The sequence below is a fragment of the Streptomyces sp. NPDC051064 genome (assembly GCF_044455985.1).
In the GTDB taxonomy this organism is placed as follows: Bacteria; Actinomycetota; Actinomycetes; order Streptomycetales; family Streptomycetaceae; genus Streptomyces.
This window is the reverse complement of the sequence record NZ_JBITFK010000002.1, coordinates 252,929-269,058: the sequence shown is the minus strand read 5'-3', so window position 1 is coordinate 269,058 and position 16,130 is coordinate 252,929. Positions and strand designations below refer to the sequence as shown.

Below are 16,130 nucleotides of genomic sequence, written 5' to 3'. Positions count from 1 at the left end.
AACGGGCCCGCACCGCCCCGAAGGGTGATGCGGGCCCGTACCTGGGTCTCAGAACGCTCAGGCGTCCTTGGACTCCTCAGCGGCGTCGGCCGGCTTGGCGTCCTCGACGGTCTCGGCCGGAGCCTCGTCCTTCTTGAGGGCGTCTTCCTTGACGGCGCGCTTCGTCGCGGCCTCGGCCTCACCGGTGGCCTGCTGGGCCACGGTCAGCGCCTCGACCAGCTCGATGACGGCCATCGGGGCGTTGTCGCCACGACGGTTGCCGATCTTGGTGATGCGGGTGTAACCACCGGGGCGGTTCTCGTACCGCGGGGCGATCTCGGTGAAGAGCGTGTGCACGATGCCCTTGTCCGTGATCGACTGCAGCACCAGGCGACGGTTGTGGATGTCGCCCTTCTTCGCCTTGGTGATGAAACGCTCGGCGACCGGACGCAGGCGACGTGCCTTGGCCTCGGTCGTGGTGATGCGGCCGTGCTCGAACAGCGACTTCGCGAGGTTGATGAGAAGAAGCTTCTCGTGCGCAGCGCTGCCGCCCAGACGGGCACCCTTGGCGGGCTGAGGCATGGTTTTTCTCCTTGTGTGCTGCACCGGCCGTATCAGGTACCGGTGTCAGTTCCCGCGAGGCGGCCGCCCCGCGGAAGTCTCTTACGTCGCCGGAGCTCTCAGGCCGTCCGATTTTCAGCGGACGCCGGCCACAATCGAGCCGGTCCGGCGATTGAGGACAAGCCCTCTGTCCTGCACAGGGGCGCCCGGAAAGTCCGGGCACCCCCGCCGGAGGCGATCAGTACTGCTCGGTCTCCACGAAACCGGCGTCCGCGTCGTCGTCCGCGCCGAAGGCGTCCGCGGCGGCGGTCGGGTCGAAGCCGGGAGGCGAGTCCTTGAGCGCGAGGCCCATACCGGCCAGCTTCGCCTTGACCTCGTCGATCGACTTCGCACCGAAGTTGCGGATGTCGAGCAGGTCCGCCTCGGAGCGGGCGACGAGCTCACCCACGGAGTGGATGCCCTCACGCTTGAGGCAGTTGTACGAACGGACCGTGAGCTCGAGCTCCTCGATCGGCAGAGCCAGATCGGCGGCGAGCGCGGCGTCCGTCGGGGACGGGCCCATGTCGATGCCCTCGGCGTCGATGTTGAGCTCGCGCGCCAGACCGAACAGCTCGACCAGGGTCTTACCGGCCGACGCCATGGCGTCACGGGGACGCATGGCCTGCTTGGTCTCGACGTCGACGATCAGCTTGTCGAAGTCGGTGCGCTGCTCGACACGGGTCGCCTCGACCTTGTACGTGACCTTGAGCACCGGCGAGTAGATGGAGTCGACCGGAATACGGCCGATCTCCTGGCCCACCTGCTTGTTCTGGACGGCCGAGACGTAGCCGCGACCGCGCTCGACGGTCAGCTCCATCTCCAGCTTGCCCTTGCCGTTGAGCGTGGCCATGACCAGGTCCGGGTTGTGGACCTCGACACCGGCCGGCGGGGCGATGTCAGCAGCGGTGACCAGGCCGGGACCCTGCTTGCGCAGGTACATCACGACCGGCTCGTCGTGCTCCGAGGAGACGACCAGCTGCTTGATGTTGAGGATGAGGTCGGTCACGTCCTCCTTGACGCCCGGCACGGTGGTGAACTCGTGCAGGACACCGTCGATCCGGATGCTGGTGACAGCGGCACCGGGGATCGAGGAGAGGAGGGTGCGACGCAGGGAGTTGCCGAGGGTGTAACCGAAGCCCGGCTCCAGCGGCTCGATCACGAACCGGGAGCGGAACTCGTCGACGACCTCTTCGGTCAGCGACGGACGCTGAGCGATAAGCATGAAGGAATCCTTCAGTCGTGGGCACCCACTATTTGATGCCCGACAGATGAAACAAGGATACGGGCGGCACGCCCTGGGAAGGACATACCGCCCGGATCCAACGCTACTGACGCACGGCCGTCACCGGCCGTGGCGGATCAGACGCGGCGGCGCTTCGGCGGACGGCAGCCGTTGTGCGGCGTCGGGGTGACGTCCTGGATCGAACCGACCTCGAGGCCCGTGGCCTGGAGGGAGCGGATCGCGGTCTCGCGGCCGGAGCCCGGACCCTTCACGAAGACGTCGACCTTGCGCATGCCGTGCTCCTGCGCCCGGCGGGCGGCCGACTCGGCGGCCATCTGCGCGGCGAAGGGGGTGGACTTGCGCGAGCCCTTGAAGCCGACGTGGCCGGCGGAGGCCCAGGAGATCACGTTGCCCGAGGGGTCCGTGATCGAGACGATGGTGTTGTTGAACGTGCTCTTGATGTGGGCGTGCCCGTGAGCGACGTTCTTCTTTTCCTTGCGACGCACCTTCTTGGCTGCGCCCTGACGACCCTTGGGGGGCATGTCTTGACTCCAGATGGAGAGGGGAGGTGATCGGTCCTACAGCGAAGACCGCTGGTTGCTGCGGGCCCCGGATGTCCGGAGATCCGCAGTGCGTCCGCTGAGGACTACTTCTTGCCCGGCTTCTTCTTACCGGCGATGGCGCGACGCGGGCCCTTGCGGGTACGCGCGTTCGTGCTGGTGCGCTGACCGTGGACCGGCAGACCGCGACGGTGCCGGATGCCCTGGTAGCAGCCGATCTCGATCTTGCGGCGGATGTCGCCCTGGATCTCGCGGCGAAGGTCACCCTCGGTGCGAAGGTTGGCGTCGACGTACTCGCGGATCTTGACCAGGTCCTCTTCGGCCAGGTCACGAACGCGGGTGTTCGGGTTCACGCCGGTGGTGGCGAGGATCTCCTTGGACCGGGTGCGCCCGATACCGAAGACGTAGGTGAGGGCAACCTCCACGCGCTTTTCGCGCGGGATGTCAACACCTGAAACGCGTGCCATTCAATGGCTCCAGTTGTTATTTCGGGGGTCTTCCGCAGTACCACTCCCGAACGCCGACCTCGTCCGCGTGGGAAGAGGTGGTACGCCCGGGTCTCCGGCCCCCGCCGGAGGTGTCGTCAGCCGAGGCTTGGACGGGCTCTGCGTATGTACGTGTACGTGCGTCGCGCGAAGAGCTGCGAGATGCAGGTGGTCGTGCGTCAGCCCTGGCGCTGCTTGTGGCGCAGGTTGTCGCAGATGACCATGACCCGGCCGTGACGGCGGATCACCTTGCACTTGTCGCAGATCTTCTTGACGCTCGGCTTGACCTTCATGGGATGTCAGGTTCTCCGGGTCAGTGCCCTCACCACGCCGAAGCGGGATGGCGGCAAGATCTACTTGTACCGGTAGACGATCCGGCCACGCGTCAGGTCGTACGGAGACAGCTCCACGACGACCCGGTCATCCGGGAGGATGCGGATGTAGTGCATCCGCATCTTGCCGCTGATGTGCGCGAGGACTTTGTGACCGTTCTGGAGTTCCACCTTGAACATGGCGTTCGGGAGGGACTCGATCACGGTGCCCTCAATTTCGATGGCACCTTGCTTCTTGGCCACGCTTCGCCTTTCGAATCGGCTACCTTGATCGACTCACGCCTGCCGCATGAAGACACACGGATGCACGAGAGCCGACGAGTCAGTCTACGTCAGCGGATGCCAAAAGACGAATCCGTCAAGTTTGCCCACTTCCTCTGATCCTTAGACACGGATCAGCCGGACAGTCCTGGTGAGCGTCAGGCCGGAGCGTCAGGCCAGCGGGTCGGGCGCGGCCTCCACGCCGTACTGGGCGAGCTTCGCCCGGCCGCAGTCCGGGGAGGTCAGGACCAGCGGGCCCTGTTCCGTGAGGGCGATCGAGTGCTCCCAGTGCGAGGACCAGGTGCCGTCGGTCGTGAGGACCGTCCACTCGTCGGCGAGGACCTTCGTCTGCGCGGTGCCCAGCGAGACCATCGGCTCGATGGCCAGGCAGACGCCGGGGACCAGCTTGATGCCCTTGCCGCGCTTGCGCGAGACGTAGTTCAGGAGGTGCGGGTCCATGTGCATCTCGGTGCCGATGCCGTGGCCGCCGTAGTCCTCGATGATCCCGTACTTGCCGGTCGCCGGGCGGGGCTGGCGGCGGATGTAGGACTCGATGGCCTTCGAGATGTCGACGAGCCGGTTGTTCACCTTCATCGCGGCGATCCCGGCCCACATCGACTCCTCGGTCACCCGGGAGAGCTCGACGAGCTCCGGGGCGTGACCGGTGCCCACGAAGGCCGTGTACGCCGCGTCGCCGTGCCAGCCGTCGATGATCGCGCCGGCGTCGATCGAGATGATGTCGCCGTCCTTCAGGACGGTCTTCTCGTCCGGGATGCCGTGGACGACGACCTCGTTGACCGAGGTGCAGATCGTCGCGGGGAATCCGCCGTAACCCAGGAAGTTCGACTTCGCGCCGTGGTCGGCGATCACCTTGCGGGCGACCTCGTCCAGGTCCTTCGTCGTGGCGCCGGGGACGGCCGCCTCACGGGTGGCGGCGTGAATGGCAGCGACCACGAGGCCCGCCTCGCGCATCTTCGCGATCTGCTCGGGGGTCTTGATCTGCACCATTGCGCGGCGCCTCTCTGCGTACGGAGGGAAACGGTTGAAGCCGTACTCCACGATACGGCGCCAAAACAGTCGGCCGCGACGCCCGAGGGCGCCGCGGCCGGCTGCGTGGTTCTACGGGGCGGTTCAGCCCTCGTCGGACTTCTTGAGGGCCTCCATGGCCCGCTCGGTCACCTCGGTGACCTTGCCGAGCGCGGAGATCGTCACGACCAGGCCCTGGGACCGGTAGTAGTCGATGATCGGCTCGGTCTGCGTGTGGTAGACCTCGAGACGGGTACGGACCGTCTCCTCGGTGTCGTCGTCCCGCTGGTACAGATCGCCGCCGCAGGCGTCGCAGACGCCCTCGGTCGTCGGCGGGTTGTACGTCACGTGGAAGACGTGCGCGCTGTCGTTACGGCAGATACGGCGGCCGGCGATGCGCTTGACCACCTCGTCCTCGGGGACCTCGAGGTCAAGAACCGCGTCGAGCTTGACGCCCTCACTGTGCAGCATCTCGTCGAGTGCCGCGGCCTGCCCCACATTGCGGGGGAAGCCGTCCAGGAGGAAGCCGTTCTCGGCGTCCGACTGGGACATGCGGTCCTTGGCCATCGCGATGGTGACTTCGTCCGGCACCAGCTGTCCCGCGTCCATGAAGGCGCGGGCCTGCTTGCCAAGGTCGGTGCCCTGGCTGATGTTGGCGCGGAAGAGGTCGCCCGTGGAGATGTGCGGAATCGACAGATTCTTGGCAAGGAACGCAGCCTGCGTTCCCTTGCCGGCACCGGGCGGCCCGACGAGGACGATTCGCATCAGCGGAGGAACCCTTCGTAATTGCGCTGCTGGAGCTGACTCTCGATCTGCTTCACGGTCTCCAGACCCACACCCACGATGATCAGGATGCTCGTCCCGCCGAACGGGAAGTTCTGGTTAGCGCCACCGAAGCCTGCCAACGCCATCGTCGGCACCAGAGCGATCAGACCCAGGTACAGCGAGCCCGGCCAAGTGATCCGGTTGAGCACGTAGCTCAGATACTCGGCAGTAGGTCGACCTGCCCGGATACCCGGGATGAAGCCACCATACTTCTTCATGTTGTCCGCGACTTCCTCGGGGTTGAACGAGATCGCCACATAGAAGAATGCGAAGAACACGATCAACAGGAAGTACGTCGCGATGTAGTAGGGGTGGTCGCCCTTGACGAAGTGGTCCTGAATCCAGGTCGCCCAGCCCGCGGTGGAGTTGGAGAACTGAACGATTAGAGCAGGGATATAGAGCAGCGAAGAAGCGAAGATGACGGGAATCACACCCGCCTGGTTCACCTTCAGCGGGATGTAAGTGGACGTACCACCGTAGGACCGGCGCCCGATCATCCGCTTCGCGTACTGGACGGGGATGCGCCGCTGGGCCTGCTCGACGAAGACGACGAGGCCGACCATCACGAAGCCGACGAGGATGACCGTGATGAACTCGATCCAGCCGTCGGCCAGCTTGCCGCTCTGCTTGATGGCCCACAGGGCGCCGGGGAAGCTCGCGGCGATCGAGATGAACATCAGGATCGACATGCCGTTGCCGATGCCGCGGTCGGTGATGAGCTCACCGAGCCACATGACGGCGGCGGTACCGGCGGTCATGGTGATCACCATGACGATGGTCGTGAAGATCGACTGGTTCGGAACGACCTGGTCGGCGACGGAGCAGCCGCTGAAGAGCGCGCCGCTGCGGGCGGTCGCCACGAGGCCGGTGCCCTGGAGGATGGCCAGCGCGACGGTCAGATAACGCGTGTACTGCGTGATCTTGGCCGTGCCCGACTGCCCCTCCTTCTTGAGGGCTTCGAGCCTGGGGATGACGACGGTCAGCAGTTGGAGAATGATGCTGGCCGTGATGTACGGCATGATGCCGAGCGCGAAGATCGTGATCTGCAGCAGTGCACCACCGCTGAACATGTTCACCAGACCGAACAGGCTGTTGTTGCCCTGACTGGCCTGGTCAACACAGGTCTGGACGTTCTCGTAGCTCACCCCCGGTACGGGAATGTGCGCACCGAGACGGTAGAGCACGATGATGCCGAGCGTGAAGAGCAGCTTCTTGCGCAGGTCGGGCGTCTTGAACGCCCGGGCGAACGCGGTGAGCACGGTGCCTCCTGCGACCCCCGCGCAAAAGCGTGAGGTGACGGTCTTGAGGATCGACGATTACGTAACAGTCAAAGGACCCCGGGCGTTTGCCCAGGACTTACCACAGCAACAGTGCACGCCACCTTACCGGCGTACATGCCCCCTAGGAACGACCAACCGGGGATGCCCCAAATGAGAGGCATCCCCGGTCGGGTGTTCAGGCCACAGCCCTGTCCGAGTTGTCTCAGACGAGTTCGGTGACGGTGCCGCCGGCGGCGGCGATCTTCTCCTTGGCGGAGCCGGAGACGGCGTCAACCGAAACCTGCAGCGCCACGGAGATCTCGCCCTGTCCGAGGACCTTGACGAGGTGGTTGTTGCGCACAGCGCCCTTGGCGACCAGGTCGGCCACCGTGACCTCTCCACCCTCGGGGTAGAGCGTCGCGAGCTTGTCCAGGTTCACGACCTGGTACTCCGTGCGGAACGGGTTCTTGAAGCCCTTGAGCTTCGGGAGACGCATGTGGAGGGGCATCTGGCCACCCTCGAAGCGCTCCGGAACCTGGTAACGAGCCTTCGTACCCTTGGTACCACGGCCTGCGGTCTTACCCTTGGACGCCTCACCACGACCCACACGGGTCTTGGCGGTCTTGGCGCCCGGGGCAGGCCGGAGGTTGTGGGCCTTCAGCGGGCTGTTCTCCGCCATGTCAGTCAACCTCCTCAACCGTCACGAGGTGGCGGACGGTCTGAACCATTCCGCGGAACTCGGGGCGGTCCTCCTTGACAACCACGTCGTGCAGGCGCTTGAGCCCGAGCGAACGCAGGGTGTCGCGGTGGTTCTGCTTGCTGCCGATGTACGACTTCGTCTGCGTGATCTTGAGGCGAGCCATTACGCACCCGCTCCCGCACGCGCACGGAGCAGAGCCGCGGGGGCGACGTCCTCGAGGGGCAGACCGCGGCGGGCCGCGATCTCCTCGGGACGCTGCAGGCCCTGGAGGGCCGCCACGGTCGCGTGCACGATGTTGATCGGGTTCGAAGAACCGAGCGACTTCGACAGGATGTCGTGAACGCCGGCGCACTCCAGAACGGCGCGCACCGGGCCACCGGCGATCACACCGGTACCGGGGGAAGCAGGCTTCAGCAGGACGACGCCCGCAGCCTTCTCGCCCTGGATCGGGTGAGGGATGGTGCCCTGGATACGCGGGACCTTGAAGAAGCTCTTCTTGGCCTCTTCGACGCCCTTGGCGATGGCCGCGGGAACTTCCTTGGCCTTGCCGTATCCGACACCGACGGTGCCGTCACCATCGCCCACCACGACCAGCGCGGTGAAGCTGAAGCGACGACCACCCTTCACTACCTTGGCGACGCGGTTGATCGCGACGACACGCTCGACGTACGCGGTCTTCTCGGCGGCAGCGCCACCGTCACGGCCCTTCCGGTCCCGCCGCTCGCCGCCACCGGCACCGCTTCCGCGGCGCTGGGGTCCAGCCATTGGATTTACCTCTCTCTGTTACGTCCGCTGTGCGTTGGAACCGGGGCTTAGAACTTCAGCCCGGCTTCACGGGCGGCGTCAGCCAGAGCGGCAATCCGCCCGGCGTACTGGTTACCACCGCGGTCAAACACGACGGCCTCGACGCCTGCGGCCTTGGCACGCTCGGCGACCAGGGCGCCGACCTGCTTGGCCTGGGCGCTCTTGTCACCCTCCGCACCACGGATGGACGTGTCCAGGGTCGACGCCGACGCGAGCGTGTGGCCCGCGATGTCGTCGATGACCTGAGCCACGATGTGGCGGTTGGAACGCGTCACGACCAGGCGCGGCCTCTCCGGCGAACCGGAGATGTGCTTGCGGACGCGGATGTGGCGACGCTTGAGGGCGGCACGCTTGTAGGCGTCGCCCTTGGCGATCTTTACACCGTATGCCATGGCTTACTTACCCGCCTTTCCGACCTTGCGGCGGATAACCTCGCCGGCGTACTTGACGCCCTTGGCCTTGTACGGGTCGGGCTTCCGCAGCTTGCGGATCTTCGCCGAGACCTCGCCGACCTTCTGCTTGTCGATGCCCTCGACACTGAACTTCGTGGGCGACTCGACCTTGAAGGTGATGCCCTCGGGGGCCTCGATGAGGATCGGGTGGCTGTAGCCCAGGGCGAACTCCAGGTTGGAGCCCTTCGCCTGGACGCGGTAACCGACACCGCTGATCTCGAGCGCCTTGCTGTATCCCGCGGTCACGCCGGTGATCATGTTCGCCACCAGCGTGCGGGACAGGCCGTGAAGGGCCTTGTTCTGACGCTCGTCGTTCGGGCGGACGACGTTGAGCACGCCGTCCTCACCCTTGGTGACCTCGATCGGCGCTGCGACGGTGTGCGAGAGGGAACCCTTGGGGCCCTTCACCGCGACCGTGCGGCCATCGATGGTGACGTCCACACCGGCGGGAACCTGGATGGGGAGCTTGCCGATTCGCGACATGAGCTGTTCCTCCGTTCCCGACTACCAGACGTAGGCGAGGACTTCCCCACCTACGCCCTTCTTGCTGGCCTGCTGGCCGGTCAGGAGACCGTGGGACGTGGAGATGATCGCCACGCCCAGGCCGCCGAGAACCTTCGGCAGGTTGGTGGACTTTGCGTATACACGCAGACCCGGCTTCGAGATGCGCTTGATGCCGGCAATCGAACGCTCGCGGTTCGGCCCGAACTTCAGCTCGAGAACGAGGCTCTTACCGACCTCGGCGTCCTCGACCTTCCAGCCGGTGATGAAGCCCTCCTGCTGGAGGATCTCCGCGATGTGCGACTTGATCTTGCTGTGCGGCATCGAAACATCGTCGTGATACGCCGAGTTCGCGTTACGCAGACGCGTGAGCATGTCTGCGATGGGATCAGTCATGGTCATGAGTTGGCCTTCGGCCTCTCTCGCCGGGGTTTCCTGTATGCGCCATCCCTCTCCCCACTCAGTGGCGGGACGGGTGCGGTGCGGGGACCTACGGCGTAGTAAGTCGGTCAGGGCGGCAGGCGCCCAACCCTTCAAGCCTACGGCATGAAGAGCGGGGCTCCTGCCGACCGGATACTTACCGAGAGCTTTCTGGTCCTACGACGCCCGAGGGCGAAGGAGGATTACCAGGAGCTCTTGGTCACGCCCGGCAGCTCGCCACGGTGAGCCATCTCACGAAGGCACACGCGGCACAGGCCGAACTTGCGGTAGACGGAGTGGGGCCGGCCGCAGCGCTGGCAGCGGGTGTAACCGCGCACGCCGAACTTCGGCTTACGGGCGGCCTTAGCGATCAGAGCCTTCTTCGCCACGGTCAGTTCTCCTTGAACGGGAAGCCGAGGTGACGAAGCAGGGCACGACCCTCGTCGTCGTTGGTCGCCGTGGTGACCACGGTGATGTCCATGCCCCGGACCCGGTCGATCTTGTCCTGGTCGATCTCGTGGAACATGACCTGCTCCGTGAGACCGAAGGTGTAGTTGCCACGGCCGTCGAACTGCTTCGGCGACAGACCACGGAAGTCACGGATACGCGGAAGCGCGAGCGACAGCGTACGGTCCAGGAACTCCCACATGCGGTCACCACGGAGGGTGACGTGGCAGCCGATCGGCTGCCCCTCGCGCAGCTTGAACTGCGCGATCGACTTGCGGGCCTTCGTGACGGCGGGCTTCTGGCCGGTGATCGTGGTGAGGTCCTTGACGGCACCGTCGATCAGCTTGGAGTCGCGGGCGGCGTCGCCCACACCCATGTTGACCACGATCTTGACCAGACCGGGGACCTGCATGACGTTCTCGTACGAGAACTCCTCACGCAGCTTGCCGGCGATTTCCTCGCGGTAGCGCGTCTTGAGACGCGGCGCAGTGGTGGTCGTCATCAGATGTCCTCACCGGTCCGCTTGGCAACGCGGATCTTCTTGCCCTCGTCGTCAAAGCGGTAGCCGACGCGGGTGACGACCTTGCTGCCGTCCTTCTCCACGACCAGCTGTACGTTGCTGACGTGAATCGGGGCCTCGGTGGTGACAATGCCACCCGTCTGCGAACCGCGAGCCGTCTGACCGGCCTTGGTGTGCTTCTTGACCCGGTTGACACCCTCGACGAGGACGCGGTCCTGAGCGGGGAAGGCAACGATGACCTTGCCCTGCTTGCCCTTGTCCTTACCGGTGATGACCTGAACCAGGTCGCCCTTCTTGATCTTCATGCTTACAGCACCTCCGGCGCGAGCGAGATGATCTTCATGAACTTCTTCTCGCGCAGCTCACGGCCCACCGGGCCGAAGATACGGGTGCCGCGGGGGTCGCCGTCGTTCTTGAGAATGACAGCGGCGTTCTCGTCGAAGCGGATGTACGAGCCATCCGGGCGACGACGCTCCTTGACGGTGCGAACGATGACCGCCTTGACGACGTCACCCTTCTTCACGTTGCCACCGGGGATCGCGTCCTTGACGGTGGCGACGATGACGTCACCGATGCCCGCGTAGCGGCGACCCGAGCCACCGAGAACACGGATGGTGAGAATTTCCTTCGCACCCGTGTTGTCGGCGACGCGCAGTCGCGACTCCTGCTGGATCACGTCTATCTCCTGATCGTCTGCCGGTTCCCGGCGGGGGCTCCGGTGAAGGTGCCCCCGCCGAGCCTGGCGGAACTTGCCTGAGGGGGATGCCCCTCAGGAATTACTTGGCCTTCTCGAGGATCTCGACGATGCGCCAGCGCTTCGTGGCGGACAGCGGACGCGTCTCCATGATGACAACGCGGTCGCCGACGCCTGCAGCGTTCTGCTCGTCGTGGGCCTTGAGCTTGTTCGTACGGCGGATGACCTTGCCGTACAGCGCGTGCTTGACGCGGTCCTCGACAGCGACGACGACAGTCTTGTCCATCTTGTCGCTGACGACCAGACCCTCACGGGTCTTACGGAAACCGCGGTCGGTGTTGGTCTCAGTCACAGTCTTCTCGCTCATCAGACGCTCTCCACCGTCTCGATGCCCAGCTCGCGCTCGCGCATCAGGGTGTAGATCCGGGCGATGTCCTTACGGACGGACTTGAGCCGACCGTGGTTCTCGAGCTGGCCCGTCGCCGCCTGGAAGCGGAGATTGAACAGCTCTTCCTTGGCCTCGCGGAGCTTGTTGAGAAGCTCCTCGTTGCCCAGCTCGCGCAGCTCGGACGCCTTGGTACCGGCCGACATCACGACTCACCTGCCTCGCGCCGAACGATCCGGCACTTCATCGGAAGCTTGTGAGCAGCGCGGGTGAGCGCCTCACGAGCAATCTTCTCGTTCGGGTAGGACAGCTCGAACATCACCCGACCGGGCTTGACGTTCGCGATCCACCACTCGGGAGAACCCTTACCGGAACCCATGCGGGTCTCGGCAGGCTTCTTCGTCAGGGGGCGGTCCGGGTAGATGTTGATCCAGACCTTGCCGCCACGCTTGATGTGGCGGGTCATCGCGATACGAGCTGCCTCGATCTGGCGGTTCGTCACGTACGCCGGGGACAGCGCCTGGATGCCGTACTCGCCGAACGCAACCTGCGTGCCACCCTTGGACATACCGCTGCGCTTCGGGTGGTGCTGCTTGCGGTGCTTGACCCTACGGGGGATCAGCATTTCGGTCAGGCCTCCGTTCCGGTGCTCTCAGCCGGAGCAGCGGCGGCGGGAGCGTCGGCCTTGGGGGCCTCCGCTGCCGGCGCGGACTGCTGCGGCTTGCGGCCGCGACCGCCACGCTCGCCACCACGGCCACCACGGCCGGCCGGGCGGTCAGCGCCGCCACGAGCCGGACGGTTGCCGGCGCGAGCCGCTGCGTTCTCGGCGCGGACCTCGGCGATGTTCTTGACGTCGCCCTTGTAGATCCAGACCTTCACGCCGATGCGGCCGAAGGTCGTCTTGGCCTCGAAGAAGCCGTAGTCGACGTTCGCACGGAGCGTGTGCAGGGGCACGCGGCCCTCGCGGTAGAACTCCGAGCGGGACATCTCGGCGCCGCCGAGGCGGCCACCGCACTGGATCTTGATGCCCTTTGCGCCCGCCTTCATCGTGCTCTGCATGCTCTTACGCATGGCACGACGGAAGGAGACACGGGAGGAGAGCTGCTCGGCGACGGCCTGGGCCACCAGCTGAGCGTCCACCTCGGGGTTCTTGACCTCGAGGATGTTCAGCTGGACCTGCTTGCCGGTCAGCTTCTCCAGCTCGCCACGGATGCGGTCGGCCTCGGCGCCACGGCGGCCGATGACGATGCCCGGGCGGGCGGTGTGGATGTCAACGCGGACGCGGTCGCGGGTGCGCTCGATCTCGACCTTCGAGATGCCGGCCCGCTCCATGCCCTTCGTCATCATGCGACGAATGGCGACGTCTTCCTTGACGTAGTCCTTGTACAGCTTGTCGGCGTACCAACGGGACTTGAAGTCCGTGGTAATGCCGAGCCGGAACCCGTGCGGGTTTACCTTCTGGCCCATTACCGGGTTCCTTCCTTGCTGCTGACGACCACGGTGATGTGGCTGGTCCGCTTACGGATCCGGTAGGCACGGCCCTGAGCACGCGGACGGAACCGCTTCAGGGTCGGACCCTCGTCCACGAACGCCTCGCTGATGACCAGCGAAGAGGCGTCGGTGTGGTCGTAGTTGTGTGCAGCGTTGGCGATGGCGCTGTCAAGCACCTTGCCAACCGGCACGCTCGCGGCCTGCGGGGCGAAACGCAGGACCGCCTGAGCCTCCGTGGCGTCCATGCCACGGATGAGGTCCACCACTCGGCGGGCCTTCATGGGCGTGACGCGGATGTACCGCGCCTGGGCCCTGGCTTCCATGGTTGTCCCTTCGGTGTAAGTCATAGTCGTTTCCACCCCGCGGTTAGCGGCGCTTCGACTTCCGGTCGTCCTTGACGTGGCCGCGGAAGGTGCGAGTCGGCGAGAACTCGCCGAGCTTGTGGCCGACCATCGACTCGGTGACGAACACCGGGACATGGATCTTGCCGTTGTGCACCGCGATGGTGTGGCCCAGCATTGCCGGGACGATCATCGAGCGACGGGACCAGGTCTTGATGACGTTCTTGGTGCCTGCCTCGTTCTGTACGTCCACCTTCTTGATGAGGTGGCCGTCGACGAAGGGCCCCTTCTTGAGACTGCGCGGCATCTAAACCCGCTCCTAGCGCTTCTTGTTCGTCTTGCGGCGGCGGACGATGTACTTGCTCGATGCCTTCTTCGGCGAGCGAGTACGACCCTCCTTCTGACCCCACGGCGAGACCGGGTGACGTCCACCGGAGGTCTTGCCTTCACCACCACCGTGCGGGTGGTCAACCGGGTTCATCGCGACACCGCGGACGGTCGGGCGAACGCCCTTCCAGCGCATGCGGCCGGCCTTGCCCCAGTTGATGTTCGACTGCTCGGCGTTGCCGACCTCGCCGATGGTGGCGCGGCAGCGGGCGTCGACCAGCCGGATCTCACCGGAAGGCATACGAAGGTGGGCCATCGTGCCCTCCTTCGCCAGCAGCTGCACGGAGGCACCCGCGGAACGGGCGAACTTCGCGCCGCCACCGGGCCGCAGCTCGATGGCGTGGATGGTCGTACCGACCGGGATGTTGCGCAGCGCCAGGTTGTTGCCCGGCTTGATGTCGGCGCCCGGACCGTTCTCGACGCGGTCACCCTGCGACAGACCACGGGGGGCGACGATGTAACGCTTCTCGCCGTCCGCGTAGTGCAGCAGCGCGATGCGCGCGGTGCGGTTGGGGTCGTACTCGATGTGCGCGACCTTGGCCGGCACGCCGTCCTTGTCGTGACGACGGAAGTCGATCACGCGGTAGGCGCGCTTGTGGCCACCACCCTGGTGGCGAACGGTCACACGACCGGCGTTGTTACGGCCGCCCTTGCTGTGCAGGGGGCGGACCAGCGACTTCTCCGGCGTGGACCGCGTGATCTCGACAAAGTCGGCGACGCTGGAGCCACGACGGCCCGGGGTCGTCGGCTTGTACTTGCGGATACCCATTTCTCAGTCCTCGTCCGATTCCGGACGACTCGACCTCCGTCAGGAGGTCGGGCCGCCGAAGATGTCGATACGGTCGCCCTCGGCGAGGGTCACGATGGCGCGCTTCGTGTCGGCGCGCTTGCCGAAACCGGTCTTGGTGCGCTTGCGCTTACCCTGCCGGTTGATCGTGTTGACCCCGGTGACCTTGACCGAGAAGACCGCTTCCACGGCCTGCTTGATCTGGGTCTTGTTGGAGCCGGGCGCGACGATGAACGTGTACTTGTTCTCGTCGAGCAGCGCGTAGCTCTTCTCGGACACGACCGGCTTGACGAGAACGTCGCGCGGGTCCGAGTAGGTCTTGCTGGTAACGGTCGCCTCACTCATCAGGCGGCGCTCCCTTCGGTCTCAGCGGTCTGGGGGCCAGACACGAAGGACTCGAAAGCGGCCTGGGTGAAGACCACGTCGTCAGAGACGATCACGTCGTACGTGTTCAGCTGGCCCGGCTCCAGGATGTGCACCTGGGGCAGGTTGCGCGCGGACAGCCACGCGGCCTCGTCGGCGCGGTCGACGACCAGGAGCAGGTTGCTGCGCTCCGAGATCTTGCCGAGCAGCGTCTTGGCGGCCTTGGTGGAGATCCCACCCTCGACCACGCCGGTGACGACGTGGATGCGGGAGTGACGCGCCCGGTCCGAGAGGGCACCGCGCAGGGCGGCGGCCTTCATCTTCTTCGGGGTGCGCTGCGAGTAGTCACGCGGCTGCGGGCCGTGGACGACGCCACCGCCGGCGAACTGCGGCGCACGGGTCGAACCCTGGCGCGCGCGGCCGGTGCCCTTCTGGCGGTACGGCTTGCGCCCACCACCACGGACTTCGCCGCGGCTCTTGGTCTTGTGCGTGCCCTGACGGGCAGCTGCCAGCTGTGCGACGACGACCTGGTGGATCAGCGGAACGCTGGTCTTCGCGTCGAAGATCTCCGCGGGGAGCTCGACGGTACCGGCCTTGTCGCCTGCCGGCGAAAGGATGTCAATGGTGCTCATTACCTCAAGCCCCCTTGGCCGCGGTACGGACCAGGACGAGGCCGCCGTTCGGACCGGGGACCGCGCCCTTGATGAGCAGCAGACCCTTCTCCGCGTCAACCGCGTGGATGGTCAGGTTCTGGGTGGTGACGCGCTCGTTACCCATCCGACCGGCCATGCGCATGCCCTTGAAGACACGCCCAGGGGTGGCGCAGCCACCGATCGAACCGGGGGAACGGTGCTTGCGCTGGACGCCGTGGCCGGCGCCGAGGCCCTTGAAGTTGTGACGCTTCATGACACCGGCGAAGCCCTTGCCCTTGCTCTTGCCCGTGACGTCGACCTTGACGCCGGACTCGAACACCTCGGCAGTGACCTCCTGGCCCAGCGTGTACTCGCTGGCGTCAGGGGTGCGGAGCTCCACCAGGTGGCGGCGCGGGGTCACGTCGGCCTTGGCGAAGTGGCCCTTGAGGGGCTTGTTCACCTTGCGCGGGTCGATCTCGCCGAAGGCGATCTGAACCGACTCGTAGCCGTCGCTGTCGTTCGTACGGACCTGCGTCACGACGCACGGACCGGCCTTGACGACGGTCACCGGGACAACCCGGTTGTTCTCGTCCCAGACCTGGGTCATGCCGAGCTTCTCGCCCAGGACGCCCTTGATGTTCTTGCTCATCTCGGCCC

General features: G+C 65.7%; 29 protein-coding genes. All 29 read right to left on the bottom strand.

Going from position 1 to position 16,130, the window contains the following annotated elements; translation table 11 throughout:
* Positions 1 to 57: 57 nt before the first annotated feature.
* Positions 58 to 561: a 50S ribosomal protein L17 gene (gene rplQ / locus ACIBCU_RS08055; protein WP_362935024.1), complete on the bottom strand. Its 504-nt coding sequence runs from the start codon at positions 559 to 561 to the stop codon at positions 58 to 60.
* A 217-nt stretch (positions 562 to 778) separates the two neighbouring features.
* The gene (locus ACIBCU_RS08050) at positions 779 to 1,801 is read right to left on the bottom strand and encodes a DNA-directed RNA polymerase subunit alpha (protein WP_024491600.1); all 1,023 of its coding nucleotides are present in this window, start codon (positions 1,799 to 1,801) and stop codon (positions 779 to 781) included.
* Between the two features lie 137 nt (positions 1,802 to 1,938).
* A complete protein-coding gene (gene rpsK / locus ACIBCU_RS08045; RefSeq protein ID WP_003956432.1) occupies positions 1,939 to 2,343 on the bottom strand; it encodes a 30S ribosomal protein S11 in 405 nt (134 codons plus the stop codon).
* A 104-nt stretch (positions 2,344 to 2,447) separates the two neighbouring features.
* Positions 2,448 to 2,828: a 30S ribosomal protein S13 gene (rpsM, locus tag ACIBCU_RS08040; protein WP_014047799.1), complete on the bottom strand. Its 381-nt coding sequence runs from the start codon at positions 2,826 to 2,828 to the stop codon at positions 2,448 to 2,450.
* A gap of 197 nt (positions 2,829 to 3,025) precedes the next feature.
* A complete protein-coding gene (rpmJ, locus tag ACIBCU_RS08035) occupies positions 3,026 to 3,139 on the bottom strand; it encodes a 50S ribosomal protein L36 (protein ID WP_003956441.1) in 114 nt (37 codons plus the stop codon).
* A 60-nt stretch (positions 3,140 to 3,199) separates the two neighbouring features.
* Positions 3,200 to 3,421, bottom strand: coding sequence for a translation initiation factor IF-1 (gene infA / locus ACIBCU_RS08030; RefSeq protein WP_003956442.1), 222 nt, complete (start codon positions 3,419 to 3,421; stop codon positions 3,200 to 3,202).
* Positions 3,422 to 3,610: 189 nt separating this feature from the next.
* Entirely contained in the window at positions 3,611 to 4,447 is an 837-nt protein-coding gene (map, locus tag ACIBCU_RS08025) for a type I methionyl aminopeptidase (RefSeq protein ID WP_104788307.1), read from the bottom strand.
* A gap of 123 nt (positions 4,448 to 4,570) precedes the next feature.
* Positions 4,571 to 5,230: an adenylate kinase gene (locus tag ACIBCU_RS08020; RefSeq protein ID WP_399230042.1), complete on the bottom strand. Its 660-nt coding sequence runs from the start codon at positions 5,228 to 5,230 to the stop codon at positions 4,571 to 4,573.
* Entirely contained in the window at positions 5,230 to 6,549 is a 1,320-nt protein-coding gene (secY, locus tag ACIBCU_RS08015) for a preprotein translocase subunit SecY (RefSeq protein WP_362935031.1), read from the bottom strand. The genes ACIBCU_RS08020 and secY overlap by 1 nt, the downstream gene beginning before the upstream one ends.
* A gap of 223 nt (positions 6,550 to 6,772) precedes the next feature.
* Positions 6,773 to 7,228 (bottom strand): 50S ribosomal protein L15, encoded by a 456-nt coding sequence (gene rplO / locus ACIBCU_RS08010; RefSeq protein ID WP_014047794.1) that lies wholly within the window; start codon positions 7,226 to 7,228, stop codon positions 6,773 to 6,775.
* A 1-nt stretch (position 7,229) separates the two neighbouring features.
* Positions 7,230 to 7,412, bottom strand: a complete 183-nt coding sequence (gene rpmD / locus ACIBCU_RS08005; protein WP_214920405.1) for a 50S ribosomal protein L30 — start codon at positions 7,410 to 7,412, stop codon at positions 7,230 to 7,232.
* Positions 7,412 to 8,014: a 30S ribosomal protein S5 gene (gene rpsE / locus ACIBCU_RS08000; protein ID WP_014047793.1), complete on the bottom strand. Its 603-nt coding sequence runs from the start codon at positions 8,012 to 8,014 to the stop codon at positions 7,412 to 7,414. The genes rpmD and rpsE overlap by 1 nt, the downstream gene beginning before the upstream one ends.
* 47 nt (positions 8,015 to 8,061) lie before the next feature.
* Positions 8,062 to 8,445: a 50S ribosomal protein L18 gene (gene rplR / locus ACIBCU_RS07995; RefSeq protein WP_033297607.1), complete on the bottom strand. Its 384-nt coding sequence runs from the start codon at positions 8,443 to 8,445 to the stop codon at positions 8,062 to 8,064.
* 3 nt (positions 8,446 to 8,448) lie between these two features.
* Entirely contained in the window at positions 8,449 to 8,988 is a 540-nt protein-coding gene (gene rplF / locus ACIBCU_RS07990) for a 50S ribosomal protein L6 (protein ID WP_147959075.1), read from the bottom strand.
* A 21-nt stretch (positions 8,989 to 9,009) separates the two neighbouring features.
* Positions 9,010 to 9,408 carry a 30S ribosomal protein S8 gene (gene rpsH / locus ACIBCU_RS07985; RefSeq protein WP_104788302.1) on the bottom strand — a complete coding sequence of 133 codons (399 nt, stop codon included), beginning with the start codon at positions 9,406 to 9,408 and terminating at the stop codon, positions 9,010 to 9,012.
* A gap of 221 nt (positions 9,409 to 9,629) precedes the next feature.
* Complete coding sequence (locus ACIBCU_RS07980; RefSeq protein WP_003948630.1) at positions 9,630 to 9,815, bottom strand: type Z 30S ribosomal protein S14; 186 nt, start codon at positions 9,813 to 9,815, stop codon at positions 9,630 to 9,632.
* Between the two features lie 2 nt (positions 9,816 to 9,817).
* A complete protein-coding gene (rplE, locus tag ACIBCU_RS07975) occupies positions 9,818 to 10,375 on the bottom strand; it encodes a 50S ribosomal protein L5 (protein WP_073718383.1) in 558 nt (185 codons plus the stop codon).
* Positions 10,375 to 10,698: a 50S ribosomal protein L24 gene (rplX, locus tag ACIBCU_RS07970; RefSeq protein ID WP_362935034.1), complete on the bottom strand. Its 324-nt coding sequence runs from the start codon at positions 10,696 to 10,698 to the stop codon at positions 10,375 to 10,377. The genes rplE and rplX overlap by 1 nt, the downstream gene beginning before the upstream one ends.
* Before the next feature lie 2 nt (positions 10,699 to 10,700).
* A complete protein-coding gene (rplN, locus tag ACIBCU_RS07965; protein WP_003974257.1) occupies positions 10,701 to 11,069 on the bottom strand; it encodes a 50S ribosomal protein L14 in 369 nt (122 codons plus the stop codon).
* Between the two features lie 100 nt (positions 11,070 to 11,169).
* A complete protein-coding gene (rpsQ, locus tag ACIBCU_RS07960) occupies positions 11,170 to 11,454 on the bottom strand; it encodes a 30S ribosomal protein S17 (RefSeq protein ID WP_069171155.1) in 285 nt (94 codons plus the stop codon).
* A complete protein-coding gene (rpmC, locus tag ACIBCU_RS07955; protein WP_014047786.1) occupies positions 11,454 to 11,678 on the bottom strand; it encodes a 50S ribosomal protein L29 in 225 nt (74 codons plus the stop codon). Before rpmC ends, rpsQ begins: the two co-directional genes overlap by 1 nt.
* Entirely contained in the window at positions 11,678 to 12,097 is a 420-nt protein-coding gene (gene rplP, locus ACIBCU_RS07950; protein WP_014154587.1) for a 50S ribosomal protein L16, read from the bottom strand. Before rplP ends, rpmC begins: the two co-directional genes overlap by 1 nt.
* Before the next feature lie 5 nt (positions 12,098 to 12,102).
* Positions 12,103 to 12,939 carry a 30S ribosomal protein S3 gene (rpsC, locus tag ACIBCU_RS07945; RefSeq protein ID WP_014047784.1) on the bottom strand — a complete coding sequence of 279 codons (837 nt, stop codon included), beginning with the start codon at positions 12,937 to 12,939 and terminating at the stop codon, positions 12,103 to 12,105.
* Positions 12,939 to 13,286 (bottom strand): 50S ribosomal protein L22, encoded by a 348-nt coding sequence (gene rplV / locus ACIBCU_RS07940; protein ID WP_056552397.1) that lies wholly within the window; start codon positions 13,284 to 13,286, stop codon positions 12,939 to 12,941. The genes rpsC and rplV overlap by 1 nt, the downstream gene beginning before the upstream one ends.
* A gap of 43 nt (positions 13,287 to 13,329) precedes the next feature.
* On the bottom strand, positions 13,330 to 13,611 hold the full coding sequence (gene rpsS, locus ACIBCU_RS07935; RefSeq protein ID WP_003966956.1) for a 30S ribosomal protein S19: 282 nt from the start codon (positions 13,609 to 13,611) through the stop codon (positions 13,330 to 13,332).
* Positions 13,612 to 13,623: 12 nt separating this feature from the next.
* Positions 13,624 to 14,460 (bottom strand): 50S ribosomal protein L2, encoded by an 837-nt coding sequence (rplB, locus tag ACIBCU_RS07930; protein WP_099173848.1) that lies wholly within the window; start codon positions 14,458 to 14,460, stop codon positions 13,624 to 13,626.
* A gap of 39 nt (positions 14,461 to 14,499) precedes the next feature.
* On the bottom strand, positions 14,500 to 14,823 hold the full coding sequence (gene rplW, locus ACIBCU_RS07925; RefSeq protein ID WP_014154589.1) for a 50S ribosomal protein L23: 324 nt from the start codon (positions 14,821 to 14,823) through the stop codon (positions 14,500 to 14,502).
* Positions 14,823 to 15,473, bottom strand: coding sequence for a 50S ribosomal protein L4 (gene rplD / locus ACIBCU_RS07920; protein WP_099173849.1), 651 nt, complete (start codon positions 15,471 to 15,473; stop codon positions 14,823 to 14,825). The genes rplW and rplD overlap by 1 nt, the downstream gene beginning before the upstream one ends.
* Before the next feature lie 4 nt (positions 15,474 to 15,477).
* Positions 15,478 to 16,122, bottom strand: a complete 645-nt coding sequence (gene rplC / locus ACIBCU_RS07915; protein WP_014154591.1) for a 50S ribosomal protein L3 — start codon at positions 16,120 to 16,122, stop codon at positions 15,478 to 15,480.
* Positions 16,123 to 16,130 lie beyond the last annotated feature (8 nt).